This window comes from Paucibacter sp. KCTC 42545 (genome assembly GCF_001477625.1).
GTDB lineage: Bacteria > Pseudomonadota > Gammaproteobacteria > Burkholderiales > Burkholderiaceae_C > Paucibacter_A.
Window position 1 is genome coordinate 4768194 of sequence record NZ_CP013692.1, and the last position, 14110, is coordinate 4782303.

The window sequence follows — 14110 nt, forward strand, 5'->3', positions numbered from 1 at the left end:
TGGCGTACACGTTCTACTGCGCGCATTCCATGTCGAGGGTGGGTAATGCAGATTGACACTGAATCAAAGCAGTTCTTGCGTCTGAAGGCCAGCCTGGTTTTCAGCTTGATCTTGGGCCTGGCCGCTTGCGGTGGTGGCGGAGGGGGAGGCGGCGGCGGTGGTGCCCCTGACCCAGGCCCTGCGCCCAACCCCGACTTGTCGAGCCGCAACTTCATGCCCACCACGGTGGGTGCGCGCTGGATTTATCAAGATTCAGACGGCAGCGCCTTGATCACGACTCGGCTGACCGGCACTCGTGCCGTGGCCGGCGGCACGGGCACCGTGCAGCAGTCCAGCGACCCCAACGAGGGCGAAACCGTGCTGCTGGCCGACAGCAGCGGCGTGCGCCAAATCCCCGGCAACAATGCCGAGGCGCTGGCCGCGGCCGGCGGGCCGCTGCAGATCTTGCGCTATCCGCTGCGGCTGGGCGACAGCCATGTCGTGCTGGACAAGAACCTGGGCGCGGTGATGGATTTCGATGGCGACGGCGTGCTCGACTCGGTTGCCGCGCGGGCTGACACCGTGATGCTGGCGCTGGAATCCATCGACACCCCGGCCGGCCGCCTGGCCGATTGCCTGCACACCCGAACCACGGCGGTGATGACGGTGCAGTCCAGCCGCCTCAAGCGGGCCATCGTGGTCACCACGGTCAGCGATGACTGGTTGGCGCCCGGCATTGGCCCGGTGCGCAATGAAACCACGGCCACCAGCGAAGGCATAAGCAACAAGAGCAGTCGCATGATCACCGCCTACGGTGTGGGCAGCGTGCGCAGCGAAAGCGTGGCGCCCACCGCCTCAGCCGCAGCCTTGAATAGCGGCCTGCCGCTAGGCGCCGGCGCCGCGCTGGACATCGCCTTCAGCGAAGCCATGGACAGCAGCACCTTGGCGGGCGCCTTGACGGTGCTGGATGCCAATGGCCAGCCGGTGGCGGGCACCGTTACTGTGGCCGAGCGCAGCCTCAAATTCGTACCCAAGAGCGCCTGGCTGAGTGGCAAGTACACCGCCAAGCTGAGCACGGCGGCACAAGACCTGGTGGGCAATGGCTTGGTAGCAGCGCAGGAATGGCGATTCGAGATTGACGCCACCGCGCCGACCCTGACGAACTCCAGCCCAATAGCCGGCGCGGTGGATGTGCCCTTGGCCGCCGCCATCATCCTGAACTTCAGCGAGCCTGTTGACCCGGCCTCGGTCAACGCCGGCAGCATCAGCATTCAGGCGGGCGGCATCTCGCCTTCGCTGACCCAGTTTGCCGTCAACGGCGCCCAGGTCACGCTCACGCCGGACCGGCCGCTCACGCGTGGCAGCTCGGTGACCATCAGCATCGACAAGGTCAGGGATCTGGCGGGCAATGCCGCCGCTTACCAAAGCCTGAGCTTCTCGGCCGACCCGGGGCGTTTTGGCGCGGCGCAGCGTCTGAAACCGTCGGTACTTGACATGAATGCGGGCTACCACGTGGCCGTAGGCGACTTGAATGGTGACGGCAGGGTTGATGTTGTGGCCAGCACGACCTACGTCCAACTCGGTTGGCCCTATGGCTTGCAGGTCTTCTACCAGCAAGCCGATGGCAGCTTGGGCGGCGGCGTGCCCATCGCCTTGACCGGTTTTTGCCCCGTCTCGGGCTTAGTGGCTGGCGATCTCAATGGCGATGGGCGCCAAGACTTGGTGGTCAACAAGGGCAGCTGCGGCATCGACATCTACACCCAAACCTTGGCGGGCCAGCTTCAACTCGACAGCAGCATTGCCAGCCCCTCGTCGATTGGTACGGTGGTGAGATTGGCCGATATGAACGGCGACGGCCGCTTGGACATCGTCACCTTCGGCGCTGACAACGCCGTGGTCCAGGTCTGGCGGAACAATGCAGGCTCCTGGCTGCTGAATGACTCGGTGGCGGTGTCCGTCGCTATCGCGGGCGAGCTGGATCTTGCTGTTGGCGACTTGAACGGTGATGGCCGCCCGGACATTGCCGTCACCGCGCAGCGTCTGAGCGGCTACGCTGGCGCCGCGCTGCTTTACCAAGGTGCGGACGGTCATCTCGGCGCCCCTGTCATGCTCATGGTGGCCGACCAGAATGAAACGGCGAGCAATGTGGCCATCGGCGACCTCAACGGCGACGGCCGTGCGGACCTTGTGCTGAGTTACCGCGTTAATGGCCTGGCCTTGTTTGCCCAGGGCAGTGGCGGGCAGTTGGGCGCAATGCAGCGCCTGGGCGAGGGCAGTTCGCCCTTGCTTTTGGCGGACCTCAATGGCGACGGCCGCCTCGATGTGCTGATGGGAGGAATCGCGACCAGCAGTTTTGTGACCCGTTTGCAAACCAGTGATGGCAATCTGGCGGCCGAGGCCAGCTATCCCGCCAAGTTCAAGGGCTTCTCGGCCTATACCGGCGTGCTGGCGCTGGGCGATGTGAATGGCGATGGCCGGCCGGATGTTATTTTTTCGGATGAGGTGTTTGTGCAAAGGCCAGTGCCGCTGATGTCGCAAAGCCTGAAGCCCGGCGCGCGCCTGGCGGGTGGCTGGAATCAGCGCCTCCGGGCCGGCGTCGGCGCCGCCCTGGCAGCGCAAGGTCGGCGCTAGTTCGGCCGGGAAATCGCGCGCCAATTCAAAGCTGGCACGGAAGCTGCTAAAGCTAAGTATCTTCAGTTGTCTCCTCCACCGCCTCTGGGTGGATTTCAGGCCTCGGTCCACAAGACCGGGGCCTTTTTTTGTCTTTTTCGGTGGAGGTGGCGGCGAGGCTGGTGCACAAAGGGGCGTGGTGGCGCAAAGCAGTGCGGCGCGTGCACCGAAGCGATGCCTGGGGTGGGCAAGACCTGACCCCTGGTCACGCCCATGGCGGGCGGCTCGGTTCCAAAAACTGACCAGATTTCACGCCAATCGGCAATGGCTTGGCGTGGAATTGGTGCAGAGGGCGGCGGGCTTGAGTTTCGTCAAGGCGTGGCGGGCCAGATGGTGAGAATGTGACAAGATTGTTAATCCCATGCCAACCAAGAAAGTCTTGCGCATCATGAGCACCACCAGCCCTCGCCCCGACCGCAATGCCAAGAAGCCTGCCGCCAAGCGCGGCGCCGCGAAATCCGGTCCTGCAGTTGCTGCTGCCGCAGCAGCTGCCCCGGTCGCTGCAGCCGTCAAGCCCCGACGCAGCCGCAGTGGCGACACGGCCGGCAGCTTGGACCAGTCCCGCATCGCGCGCCATGTGGTGAAGGAGTCGGTGGCCAAGGCACAGGCGCGCGAGTTGGAGGCCTTGAAGGACATCATGCAAAGCAGCGGACCGGAGGCGCTGGCCAGTTCGGTGCGTGCGGTGGTGGCCGGCGCGTCCAAAGATGATGCCGAGGCCTTGCGCCAGGCCTTGCTGAGTGAGCTCAACGGCAGCCTGGCGACGGAGCCGGGGGCAGGTCTTGCCGGCAACCCCGACGAGGAGTTGTCGGCGCAATGGCGCAGCGGCGCCTACCCCTACAAAAACCTGATGTCGCGGCGCAGCTATGAGAAGGAAAAGTACCGGCTGCAGGTCGAGTTGCTGAAGCTGCAGGCTTGGGTCAAGGCCACCGGCGCCAAGGTGCTGATCTTGTTCGAGGGTCGCGACGCGGCCGGCAAGGGCGGCACCATCAAGCGCTTCATGGAGCATTTGAATCCACGCGGCGCCCGTGTGGTGGCGCTGGAAAAGCCCAGCGATGTGGAACGCGGCCAGTGGTACTTCCAGCGCTATGTGCAGCACCTACCCACCTCGGGCGAGATCGTCATGTTCGACCGCAGTTGGTACAACCGCGCCGGCGTGGAGCGGGTGATGGGCTTTTGCAGCAATGACGAGTATGTGGAGTTCATGCGCCAGGCGCCCGAGTTCGAGCGCAATCTGGTGCGCTCGGGCATGCATGTGATCAAGTTCTGGTTCTCGGTCAGCCGCGCCGAGCAGCGCCGCCGGTTCAAGGAACGTGAGGCGCATCCGCTCAAGCAATGGAAGCTCTCGCCCATCGACAAGGCCTCGATGGACAAATGGGAAACCTATACCAAGGCCAAGGAGGCGATGTTCTTCCACACCGACATCGCCGAGGCGCCCTGGACCGTCGTCAAGTCCGATTGCAAGAAGCGCGCGCGCCTCAACGCCATGCGCTATGTGCTGCATCAGCTGCCCTATAACAACAAGACGCTGGACAAGGTCGGCCAGCTCGACCCCTTGCTGGTGGGCCGCGCCAATGTTGTGTACGAACGTGGCGAGGCGCAGGGGCGCAGCATTCAGGACCCCCTCTGAACCCGGGCCCGAGCGGGCTGGCCGTGCAGTAGCCGGTCGGCTGGGCCTAGCCACTTTCGGCTGTCAGGGGCGAAGTAGCTGCTAGGCAGGGCACAATCCGCTGCCCTAGCAAGCGAGGTGGTGGTTTTTGATGATGAATAGCGCGGTGATTGACCATTACGGCCAGTTCTTGCGGCATGGCATCGAGTTTGCCGCCACCCTGGCTTTTGCCACCTCCGGCGTCTTGGCCGGTGCGCGCAAGCATCTGGACCCGGTGGGCGTTTGCGTGGTGGCATTTCTGGCCGCTTTTGGCGGCGGCACCTTGCGCGACTTGCTGCTGGACCGGCGGCCGTTTTACTGGGTTGAAAGCGTCAACGTCGTCTGGCTGATCTTTGCCATCAGCGTGGGCGCGGTGCTGTTCATGCGGGCGCGCCACTTCGAGCCAACGCGGCGCCTGATCCAGATCCCTGACGCGCTGGGCCTTGGCCTGTTCGTGGCGGTGGGCGTGGACGCCGCGCAGGCCGTGGGCATGCCGCCCCTGGTGGCGGTGCTGATGGGCGTGATCACCGGCGTGTTCGGCGGCGTGCTACGCGACATCGTCTGCAATGAGATTCCGCAGGCCTTCAGCGATCACCAGCCCTATGCCATTCTGGGTTTTCTGGGCGGCTGGCTTTACCTGTTGCTGGAGCATTTGCACGCCCCCGACTGGCTGAGCTTGTTTGCCTGCATCGCCTTCACGGCCGGGGCACGCTTCCTGGCGATCTGGCGCAACTGGCGGCTGCCCGGCTGGCGCAGCTGAAGGCCGGCTTAGCCCCCGCTGGCTGCTTCAGTCAGGCTGGTCTGCCCGCCAAACTCTTCATAGGCTGAGAGCGCTTCCGCCGCATACATCAGCGAGGGGCCGCCGCCCATATAGATCGCCATGCCCAAGGCTTCCTCCAACTCGGCACGGCTGGTGCCCAGCTTGACCAAAGCCTGGGCGTGAAAGCCCACGCAGGCGTCGCAACGCGCGCCCACGGCCAGGGCCATGGCGATCAACTCCTTGGTCTTCTTGTCCAGCGCGCCTTCGGCCGTGGCGGCTTGGGCCAGGGCCGAGAAGGCACGGGTGGTTTGCGGGATATCGGCGCGCAGCTTGGCCAGTGAGGCAGAGACGCTGCGGGTGATGTCTTGGTAGCTCTTGCTGCTCATGCGAATCTCCTGCGGGTGGGTGGGGCAATGGTTTGACTATGCGCCGGCGCTGCGCCAAGCCATTTGCGCAACATCAATATTTGCGCAATAATGCAAATACGCAATTAACCAATCAAGCGCCGCGAAGCCTTGCAGCGCCAGGTTTGCCCATCAACCCCGCCGAGAAATTGAGGATCGACATGTCAAATAGCTCTCTTCATCTGACGCCTGTGGATGCCCTGCAGGCTTTGCAGACCGGCGCATGCTGGTTGGTCGATGTGCGCGAAGGCCATGAGGTGGCCCGTCTGGCCTACGACCACCCGCGCGTGATCTGCCTGCCTTTGAGTCAACTTGGCCAAGCCTTGGGGCAGTTGCCGCAAGACGCCGACCTGATCATGGCCTGCGCCGCTGGTGGCCGCAGCCAGCAGGCCATGCAATTCCTCTTGCAGAACGGCCGCGCCGATGTGCGCAATATGAGCGGCGGCATGGGCGCCTGGATGGCGCATGGCTTGCCGGTCAAGCAGGGCGTGGTCTGAGGGCTTAGCTCGGACGCTTCACAAGCTCGGCCTAACACCGACGGTACGAGGACCTGGTCGCATTGGCGCGGCGGATGGCCTCAATGTGGGCGTATTCCACCGCATGACATGCGACAGCACTGTCTTACACCTCCCAGCGCGGATGCAGCGCCCGCAGCTGCGTCAGCGCCATGCCGGCGGCAGCGGTGCGGGTTTCGACGCCCAGCTTGGCGAAGACCCGCTCCAAGTGTTTCTTCACCGTGGCCGGGCTGCTGCCCACAATGTCGGCGATGTCGCGGTTGATCTTGCCCTTGATCACCCAGTACAGCACCTCGGCCTCGCGGGCGGTGAGCTTGAAGCTCAGGGCCATGGATTCGATCAGGGCGGCGTCCGAGCTTTCGCGCATCACGATCAGCCAGTCGTCGGCCTCATCGGCCTCGCTCTCTTGCGCGGCCAACTGCCGGTGCAGGCTGAAGGCCAGGCGGCGTGCGCCCAACTGGGCCACCAGGCGCGGCGGTTCGATCTGGCGCTCGCGGGCATCCGCCACATGGCGGCGCAGCCAGTTCAGCACGGGCGCCGGCGTTTGCGGGGCCTGCGTGCCGTAGTAGGCCAGCAGCAGCTCGCGGGCCAGCGGTGTTTGCCACATCAGCCGGCCATCGCTGGCGCGCACCGTGATGCTGGCGTGGCCAAAGGCATCCAGGGCCTGGCGGCTTTGCTGGGCCTGGCGGGCACCTTGCATATGCACTTGCATGCGGGCCAGCACTTCCTTGGGCTTGATCGGCTTGGTGACGTAGTCCACCCCGCCGGCCGCAAGCGCTGCCACCAAATGCTCGGTCTCGGTCAGGCCGGTCATGAAGATGATGGGGATGTGGGCGGTGGTGGGCGCAGCCTTCAGGCGGCGCGCCACCTCGAAGCCGTCCATGCCCGGCATCATCGCGTCCAGCAACACGATCTCGGGCTGGGCCTGGGCCGCGCGCTGCAGGGCTGCCTCGCCGTTCAAGGCCACCAGCACGGTGTAGCCGGACTCATCCAGCGCGTCATGCAGCACGCTGAGGTTGTCGGGCATGTCGTCAACGATCAGCACCACGGCGCTGCCTTGGGCGTCAATGCGCATAGTCGGCATCCAAGAGCTGTTGAATGGTTTCAAACTGGAACTGCTGCGCCAAGCCGCGCAGGCGCTCGCAAAATTCCGCACTCTGCGGGGCTTGGCTGACCAGTTCATCCAGTGCCTGCTGCACGCCACGCAAATAGCCCAGCTGCAGGGCCTGGCGCAGGCCGCCCAACAGCTGGGGGTCAGGTCTTGCCAGCGCGCTGATGGCGGCCGGCGCCGGGCTGAGCGCGGCGGGGCGCGCCAGCCACTCCAGCCCCAAGCGGGCGCCCAGCCAGTCCAGCAGCTCGGCATGGCGCAGTGGCTTGAGGATGAAGTCCTCAGCGCCGAGGTCGGCACTATTGGGCTGACCCTTCTCGAAGGCATTGGCCGAGACGATGGCAATCTGCGGCGGCGTGAGTGCTAGCTCGCCGCAGAGCCGGCGCAGGCGGGCGATGGTTTCCCAGCCGTCGATGCCGGGCATGGCAAGATCCATCAGCACGGCGTGCGGGCGGTAGCCGCTAACGATCAGGTCCAGCGCGTCGTGGCCGCTGGCGGCCTGGCGCAGATCGAAGCCCAGGCCTTGCAGCAGCTCGGCCAGCATCAATCGGTCAGGCTCTTCGTTGTCCACCACCAGCAGGCGGCGGCGCGGCCCGGCATAGCCGCGCCGGGTCTCGGCCACGCGCTGGGGGCGGGCGCGGCCGTCTTCGCGCAGCTGTGGCAGAAACAGGCGCAGGGTGAACACGGCGCCACTGCCCTCGGCCGCCGTTTTGCTGCGCGCACTCATTTCGCCGCCCATCAGATCGGTCAGCATTTTGGCGATGGTCAGCCCTAAGCCGGCGCCCGGTGCGGCCTGGGGTGCAGCCATGCCATCGCCGCGGGTGAAGGGCTCGAAGATGCGGCTCAGCTCGGCGGGCGTCAGGCCGGGGCCGCTGTCTTCCACCTCGATATGGGCCATCTCGCGGGCGTAGCGCACGCGCAAGGTGATGCCGCCTTGGCGGGTGAACTTGATCGCGTTGCCGATCAGGTTGATGAGGATTTGCCGCAGCCGCTTGTCGTCGGCGCGCACCCATTCGGGCAAGCTGCCCTGGGGTTCGAAGTGGAAGGCCAGGCCCTTGGCGGCGGCTTGCGGCTCGAACATCTCGGCCAGCTCGTGCAGGGCATCGGCCAGAGCCATGGGCGCGGGGTTCAGCGAGAGCTTGCCGGCTTCGATGCGGGCGATGTCCAGGCTGCCTTCGATCAGCGACATCAAATGCTCGCCGCTGCGCTTGATCACCTGCACGGCCTGGCGGCGCTGCGGCGGGATCTGCCCGTCCTCGGCCATCAGCTGCGCGTAGCCGAGGATGCTGTTGAGCGGCGTGCGCAACTCGTGGCTGATGGCGCTGATGTAGCGGCTCTTGGCCTGGTTGGCTTGCTCGGCGACCTGGCGCGCGGCCTGCAAAGCCTCGTCGGTCAGGCGGTGCGAGGCGATCTCGCGCATCAGCGCCTGGGTCTGGCGGCGTGATTCTTCTTGCGCGACTGCGCGGCTTTTGTGCGTCAGCACCAGCCACCAGGCGACAACACCGGCCATCACCGCCAGGGCCGTGTAGGCGCGCCAGAAGCCGCTTTGCCGGTACAGCAAGCCCAGCAGCGCCGCCAGCAAGGGCAGGGCCAGCAGCATCAGCCCCAGGAACTGCGCCAGGCCCTGGTCCAGAATCGCCCAGGAACGTTGTGGCGTGATGGCGCGCAGGGCGGCCGCCCATTGCGCCGCCAGCCGCGCCTGCGGTTTGCACAAGTCGCCACAGCGCGCGTCCAGGCTGCAGCACAGCGAACAGATCGGGCCTTGGTAGGCGGGGCAGTGGGCCATATCGGGGCCTTCATAAGCGGCTTCGCAAACCACGCAGCGGCGCGGGCGCAGCGGCGCCCCATCCTCGCTGGGCGGCGGGTCTTGGCGCGCCAGGTAGTAGCGGCCGCCGGTGGCCCAGGCAATCAGCGGGGCGCTGAGCAAGGCGGTGGCCATGGCGATCAGGGCCGAAAAGGCCTGCGCCATGCTGCCGAACATGCCCAGATGCGCGGCGATGGACAGGCTAGATGCCAGCGCCATCGCGCCCACACCCACCGGGTTGATGTCGTAGAGATAGGCGCGCTTGAACTCGATGCCCGGGGGCGAGAGGCCCAGGGGCTTGTTGATCAAAAGATCGGCCACCACCGCCATGATCCAGGCGATGGCGATATTGGCGAACAAGCCCAGCACCTCGCCCAGGGCCTCAAACACATTCATCTCCATCACCAGCACGGCGATGCCAATATTGAACAGCACCCACACCACCCGGCCGGGGTGGCTGTGAGTCAGCCGCGAGAAGAAGTTACTCCAGGCCAGCGAGCCGGCATAAGCATTGGTGACATTGATCTTCAGCTGCGAGATCACCACAAAGAGCGCGGTGGCCGCCACTGCCCAGCCATAGTGGCCGGGGAACAGCGCCTCGTAGCCGGCCAGATACATCTGGTTCGGGTCCACCGCCCGTTCCGGCGGCACGGCCTGGCTGATGGCCAGCCAGGCCAGCAAGGCGCCGCCCAGCATCTTGGGCACGCCCATCAGCACCCAGCCCGGCCCGCCCAGCAGCACGGCGGCCCACCAGCGGCGCTGGGTCTGGGGCGTGGCTGCGGGCATGAAGCGCAGATAGTCGGCCTGCTCGCCCATCTGCGTGATCAGGGCCACGCCCACTGTCAGTGCTGCACCAAAGCCGCGCATATCGAAGCCGGCCGAGCCGGTTTGCGAGCCAGCTTGGTGCAGCACGCCCGCAAATGCGGCAGGGTCATGCCACAGCACGCCAGCAAATGGGGCGGCCAGCATCAGCAGCCACAGCGGCAAGGTCCACATCTGCAGGCGGCTGATGGCGGATACGCCATGCAGCACCAGCGGGATCACCAGCAGGGCGCAGATCAAATAGCCCCAGCGCGGCGGGATGTCCAGCGCGAGCTCCAGGGCATAGGCCATCACCGCGGCCTCGAGCGCAAAGAAGATGAAGGTGAAGCTGGCGTAGATCAGCGAGGTCAGCGTCGAGCCGATATAGCCAAAGCCCGCGCCGCGGGTCAGCAAGTCCATGTCTACCCCGTAGCGGGCGGCGTAAACGCTGATGGGCAGGCCGGCCGCAAAGATGATCAGCCCGGTGGCCAGAATGGCCCACAAAGCATTGCTGAAGCCATACTGAATCAGCAAGGTGGCGCCCACCGCCTCCAGAATCAAAAAAGACGAGGCGCCAAAAGCCGTGTTGGCCACCCGCCCGGCGGACCAGCGCCGCGCCCGCTGCGGGGTGAAGCGCAGGGCGTAGTCTTCCAGCGTCTCGCTGGCCACCCAGGCGTTGTAGTCCCGCCGCAGCGTGATGACTTGCTGCGGGGCATCGGTGCAAGGCAGGGCGGCGGGGGAACTCATGCCAGTAACGGTGCAGGTTTCGTGCCTGCGGCATGAGGCTTGCTAGGTTGAAGCTATTGCGTTGACAAAAGCACTTGTTGACTCAGTGCTGTTATGGAATTGACTCCGCATGCTCTGCCGCTTCAGCGGCAGCAGGCGTTGGCTAAGGAACCGTTATGGAATTGACCCCGCGTGAGAAAGACAAGCTGCTGATCTTCACGGCCGCCTTGCTGGCCGAGCGCCGCCGTGCGCGTGGCTTGAAGCTCAACTATCCCGAGGCGGTGGCCTTCATCAGCGCCGCGGTGATGGAAGGCGCGCGTGACGGCAAGACCGTGGCCCAGTTGATGAGCGAGGGCCGCAACGTCCTCAGCCGCGCCGATGTGATGGACGGCGTGGCCGAGATGATTGCCGACATTCAGGTCGAGGCCACCTTCCCCGACGGCACCAAGCTGGTCACCGTGCATCAACCGATTGTTTGATCCCCACATCGCGATAGCGCTGCAGTTTGAGAAAAGGAATCGAGCCCATGAAACGCATCTTCACCCTGGCCTTTGCGCTCCTCGTGCTGCCCATGCTGGCGAGCGCCCACAGCGGCGAGCCTGGACATGGCCACAGCCTTGCCTTGCTTGACGGATTCCTGCACCCCTTCAGTGGCGCCGATCACCTCGCTGCAATGCTGGCAGTGGGCTTATGGAGCGGCCTGGCCATGCGGCGCGTGTGGCTGGCGCCTTTGAGCTTCGCGGCCTTGCTGCTGGTGGGTGCGTTGAGTGGCTGGGGCGGCAATCTGGTGGAGCCCATGGTCGCGGCCTCTGTCTTGGTGCTGGGCTTGCTGGCTGCATTTAGGCTGCAAATGCCCGCTGCCGCAGCGGCCACGCTGGTCGGCGGCTTCGCGCTGTTCCATGGCATGGCTCACGGGGCTGAGCTGGGCGCCGGTCAGGCCTTGCTGGGCATGGTGCTGGCCACGGCCTTGTTGCATGCCGCCGGCTTGCTGATCGGTCTGCAGCTGCGTCGCCATTCCCCCGTGGGCTCGCGCCTGCTCGGTGGCGGCATTGCGCTCTTGGGCCTGGGCTTGGGTGTGGGCCAGGTGGCGCGCATGGTGGCCGCATGATCCCCGGCGAACTCTTCACGCCTGAGGGCGAGTTGGCCCTCAACCCGGGCCGCCGCAGCATCACCCTGGTGGTGCAAAACCAGGGCGACCGGCCCATCCAGGTCGGATCGCATTACCACTTTGCCGAAACCAATGCGGCGCTGGGTTTTGACCGTGCAGCCGCGCGCGGCATGCGGCTGAACATCGCGTCGGGTTTGGCGGTGCGTTTCGAGCCGGGCCAGCAGCGCACGGTGGAATTGGTTGAATTGGCGGGCGATCGCGTGGTCTACGGCTTTCGCGGCCTGGTGCAAGGGAGTTTGTGATGGCAACCATTGGGCGACGCGCCTATGCCGAGATGTACGGCCCCACGGTCGGTGACCGCCTGCGCCTGGCCGACACGGCGCTGATCATCGAGGTGGAGCAAGACCTGACCCTGCGGGCCGGCGGCTACGGGGAAGAAGTGAAGTTCGGCGGCGGCAAGACCATACGCGACGGCATGGCGCAGTCGCAGCGCACGCGGGACGAAGGTGCGGTGGACACGGTGCTGACCAATGCCCTGATCCTCGACCACTGGGGCATCATCAAGGCCGATATCGGCCTGAAGAACAGCCGCATCGTCGCGATCGGCAAGGCTGGCAATCCAGACACGCAAGACGGGGTGGACATCATCATCGGCCCCGGCACCGAGGTGATTGCCTGCGAGGGCATGATCGTCACCGCCGGTGCGGTGGACACCCATATCCACTTCATCTGCCCGCAGCAGATTGAAGAAGCCTTGAGCAGCGGCGTCACCACCATGTTGGGCGGCGGCACGGGCCCGGCCACTGGCACTTTTGCCACCACCTGCACGCCGGGGGCCTGGCATATCGAGCGCATGCTGCAGGCGGCCGATGCCTTCCCGATGAATCTGGGCTTTCTCGGCAAGGGCAATGCCAGCCTGCCCGCCGCCCTGCATGAGCAGATCTCGGCCGGCGCCATCGGCCTCAAGCTGCATGAGGACTGGGGCACCACGCCGGCGGCCATCGACAACTGCCTGAACGTGGCCGAGGCCACCGACACCCAGGTGGCGATCCACAGCGACACCTTGAACGAAAGCGGCTTTGTCGAAGACACGGTGGCCGCCTTCAAGGGCCGCACCATCCACACCTTCCACACCGAAGGCGCGGGCGGCGGCCATGCGCCAGACATCTTGAAAGTGGTGGGCGAGGCCAATGTGCTGCCCAGCTCCACCAACCCGACCCGGCCTTACACCATCAACACCCTGGACGAGCATGTGGACATGCTGATGGTCTGCCACCACCTTGACCCCGCCATTGCCGAGGACCTGGCTTTTGCCGAAAGCCGCATCCGTCGCGAGACCATCGCCGCCGAAGACATCTTGCACGACCTCGGCGCCATCAGCATGTTCAGCTCCGACTCCCAAGCCATGGGCCGGGTGGGCGAGGTCATCATCCGCTGCTGGCAAACGGCGCACAAGATGAAGACCCAGCGCGGCGCCTTGCCCGGCGATGGCCCGCAAAACGATAACGCGCGAGTCAAGCGTTATGTGGCCAAGCTGGCCATCAACCCGGCGATAGCGCATGGCATCAGCCACGAGGTGGGCAGCATCGAGGTCGGCAAATGGGCCGACATCGTGATCTGGAAGCCGGCCTTCTTTGGTGTGAAGCCCTCGCTGATTCTCAAGGGCGGCATGATCGCCATGGCCGCCATGGGAGACCCCAGCGCCTCCATCCCCACGCCACAGCCGGTGCACTACCGGCCGATGTTTGGCGCCTACGGCGGCGCGCTGGCGCGCGGCAGCCTGAGCTTTGTTTCGCAAGCCGCGCTGGCGGCCGATGTGGGCCGGCGTTATGGCCTGAATAAATCGCTGGCCGCGGTGCGCGGCATCCGCGGCGTGGGCAAGCGCAACATGATCCTCAACGACTACCTGCCGCGCATGGAGGTGGACCCGCAAACCTATGCCGTGCGGGCCGACGGCCAGTTGCTGACTTGCGAGCCGGCGACTTCGCTGCCGATGGCGCAGCGCTATTTCTTGTTCTGATGAACGAATGATCATGACTGCCGCACTGACTCCCTCCTTGAGCACCGAACTGAGCATCCGCCTCGACGATTTGCAGGACCCGCGCATTGCCGCCTTCCTGGAAGATCACCTCGCCGATATGCGCCGCACTTCGCCGCCCGAAAGCGTGCATGCGCTGGATTTGGCGGCCCTGCGCCGGCCCGAGATCCAGTTCTGGACTGTCTGGCAAGGCGAGGAACTGCTGGGCACTGGGGCCATCAAGCTGTTGGGTGAGCAGCATGCCGAGCTGAAGTCCATGCGCACGGCGCCGGCGGCGCGTGGCCGTGGCGTGGCGCGCGCCCTGCTGCAACACATCCTCGGCCAAGCGCGCGCCCAAGGCCTCGCGCGCCTGAGCCTGGAAACCGGCAGCACTCCCGACTTCGCCCCCGCCCATGCGCTCTACCTGAGCAGCGGCTTTGTGCCTTGCGAGCCTTTTGGCAGCTATGTGCTCGACCCCTTCAGCCGCTACATGACCTTGGCGCTGTAGTCCCCACTGCCGGCTCGCCCAAGCGTGCCGCCGGGGTGGCGCCGATAATTCAGGCTCACTCCGTT

At 65.5% G+C, this 14110-nt stretch carries 12 protein-coding genes; 9 read left to right on the plus strand and 3 right to left on the minus strand.

Translation table 11 applies throughout. The features are described 5' to 3' along the window. Nucleotides 1-45 precede the first annotated feature (45 nt). The 3 genes from AT984_RS20435 to AT984_RS20445 all read left to right on the plus strand — a co-directional run bounded on the left by AT984_RS20435 (nucleotide 46) and on the right by AT984_RS20445 (nucleotide 5054). On the plus strand, nucleotides 46-2610 hold the full coding sequence (locus tag AT984_RS20435; protein WP_058721678.1) for an FG-GAP-like repeat-containing protein: 2565 nt from the start codon (nucleotides 46-48) through the stop codon (nucleotides 2608-2610). A gap of 400 nt (nucleotides 2611-3010) precedes the next feature. Continuing rightward, the gene (gene ppk2, locus AT984_RS20440; protein ID WP_231741477.1) at nucleotides 3011-4276 is read left to right on the plus strand and encodes a polyphosphate kinase 2; all 1266 of its coding nucleotides are present in this window, start codon (nucleotides 3011-3013) and stop codon (nucleotides 4274-4276) included. Between the two features lie 133 nt (nucleotides 4277-4409). Then, on the plus strand, nucleotides 4410-5054 hold the full coding sequence (locus AT984_RS20445; protein WP_058721679.1) for a trimeric intracellular cation channel family protein: 645 nt from the start codon (nucleotides 4410-4412) through the stop codon (nucleotides 5052-5054). A gap of 8 nt (nucleotides 5055-5062) precedes the next feature. Here the strand turns inward: AT984_RS20445 and AT984_RS20450 are convergent, their stop codons facing one another. Then, nucleotides 5063-5440 carry a carboxymuconolactone decarboxylase family protein gene (locus AT984_RS20450; protein ID WP_058721680.1) on the minus strand — a complete coding sequence of 126 codons (378 nt, stop codon included), beginning with the start codon at nucleotides 5438-5440 and terminating at the stop codon, nucleotides 5063-5065. Nucleotides 5441-5619: 179 nt separating this feature from the next. On the opposite strand from AT984_RS20450, the gene AT984_RS20455 reads away from it, so the two are divergent. Then, nucleotides 5620-5955: a rhodanese-like domain-containing protein gene (locus AT984_RS20455; protein ID WP_156422152.1), complete on the plus strand. Its 336-nt coding sequence runs from the start codon at nucleotides 5620-5622 to the stop codon at nucleotides 5953-5955. A gap of 124 nt (nucleotides 5956-6079) precedes the next feature. Here AT984_RS20455 and AT984_RS20460 read toward each other — a convergent pair whose 3' ends face one another. Both AT984_RS20460 and AT984_RS20465 read right to left on the minus strand, forming a co-directional pair. After that, the gene (locus AT984_RS20460; RefSeq protein ID WP_058721682.1) at nucleotides 6080-7057 is read right to left on the minus strand and encodes a response regulator; all 978 of its coding nucleotides are present in this window, start codon (nucleotides 7055-7057) and stop codon (nucleotides 6080-6082) included. Continuing rightward, nucleotides 7038-10433 (minus strand): hybrid sensor histidine kinase/response regulator, encoded by a 3396-nt coding sequence (locus AT984_RS20465; protein WP_058721683.1) that lies wholly within the window; start codon nucleotides 10431-10433, stop codon nucleotides 7038-7040. The genes AT984_RS20460 and AT984_RS20465 overlap by 20 nt, the downstream gene beginning before the upstream one ends. A gap of 155 nt (nucleotides 10434-10588) precedes the next feature. Here AT984_RS20465 and AT984_RS20470 point away from each other — a divergent pair, with 155 nt between their 5' ends. Genes AT984_RS20470 through AT984_RS20490 form a run of 5 tightly spaced genes read left to right on the plus strand, consistent with a single transcriptional unit; the run spans nucleotide 10589 to nucleotide 14045 of the window. Then, nucleotides 10589-10891: an urease subunit gamma gene (locus AT984_RS20470; protein ID WP_058721684.1), complete on the plus strand. Its 303-nt coding sequence runs from the start codon at nucleotides 10589-10591 to the stop codon at nucleotides 10889-10891. Between the two features lie 47 nt (nucleotides 10892-10938). Continuing rightward, the gene (locus AT984_RS20475; protein WP_058721685.1) at nucleotides 10939-11520 is read left to right on the plus strand and encodes a HupE/UreJ family protein; all 582 of its coding nucleotides are present in this window, start codon (nucleotides 10939-10941) and stop codon (nucleotides 11518-11520) included. Further along, complete coding sequence (locus tag AT984_RS20480) at nucleotides 11517-11822, plus strand: urease subunit beta (protein WP_058721686.1); 306 nt, start codon at nucleotides 11517-11519, stop codon at nucleotides 11820-11822. The genes AT984_RS20475 and AT984_RS20480 overlap by 4 nt, the downstream gene beginning before the upstream one ends. Further along, entirely contained in the window at nucleotides 11822-13540 is a 1719-nt protein-coding gene (gene ureC / locus AT984_RS20485; protein WP_058721687.1) for an urease subunit alpha, read from the plus strand. The genes AT984_RS20480 and ureC overlap by 1 nt, the downstream gene beginning before the upstream one ends. Before the next feature lie 13 nt (nucleotides 13541-13553). After that, on the plus strand, nucleotides 13554-14045 hold the full coding sequence (locus tag AT984_RS20490; protein ID WP_058722502.1) for a GNAT family N-acetyltransferase: 492 nt from the start codon (nucleotides 13554-13556) through the stop codon (nucleotides 14043-14045). Nucleotides 14046-14110: the final 65 nt, after the last annotated feature.

Coding starts and splice junctions, on each gene's coding strand:
- AT984_RS20435 (WP_058721678.1), top strand. CDS start 46: ATGCAGATTGACACTGAATCAAAGCAGTTCTTGCGTCTGAAGGCCAGC.
- AT984_RS20475 (WP_058721685.1), top strand. CDS start 10,939: ATGAAACGCATCTTCACCCTGGCCTTTGCGCTCCTCGTGCTGCCCATG.
- AT984_RS20450 (WP_058721680.1), bottom strand. CDS start 5,440: ATGAGCAGCAAGAGCTACCAAGACATCACCCGCAGCGTCTCTGCCTCA.
- AT984_RS20445 (WP_058721679.1), top strand. CDS start 4,410: ATGAATAGCGCGGTGATTGACCATTACGGCCAGTTCTTGCGGCATGGC.
- AT984_RS20490 (WP_058722502.1), top strand. CDS start 13,554: ATGACTGCCGCACTGACTCCCTCCTTGAGCACCGAACTGAGCATCCGC.
- ureC (WP_058721687.1), top strand. CDS start 11,822: ATGGCAACCATTGGGCGACGCGCCTATGCCGAGATGTACGGCCCCACG.
- AT984_RS20465 (WP_058721683.1), bottom strand. CDS start 10,433: ATGAGTTCCCCCGCCGCCCTGCCTTGCACCGATGCCCCGCAGCAAGTC.
- ppk2 (WP_231741477.1), top strand. CDS start 3,011: ATGCCAACCAAGAAAGTCTTGCGCATCATGAGCACCACCAGCCCTCGC.
- AT984_RS20455 (WP_156422152.1), top strand. CDS start 5,620: ATGTCAAATAGCTCTCTTCATCTGACGCCTGTGGATGCCCTGCAGGCT.
- AT984_RS20460 (WP_058721682.1), bottom strand. CDS start 7,057: ATGCCGACTATGCGCATTGACGCCCAAGGCAGCGCCGTGGTGCTGATC.
- AT984_RS20480 (WP_058721686.1), top strand. CDS start 11,517: ATGATCCCCGGCGAACTCTTCACGCCTGAGGGCGAGTTGGCCCTCAAC.
- AT984_RS20470 (WP_058721684.1), top strand. CDS start 10,589: ATGGAATTGACCCCGCGTGAGAAAGACAAGCTGCTGATCTTCACGGCC.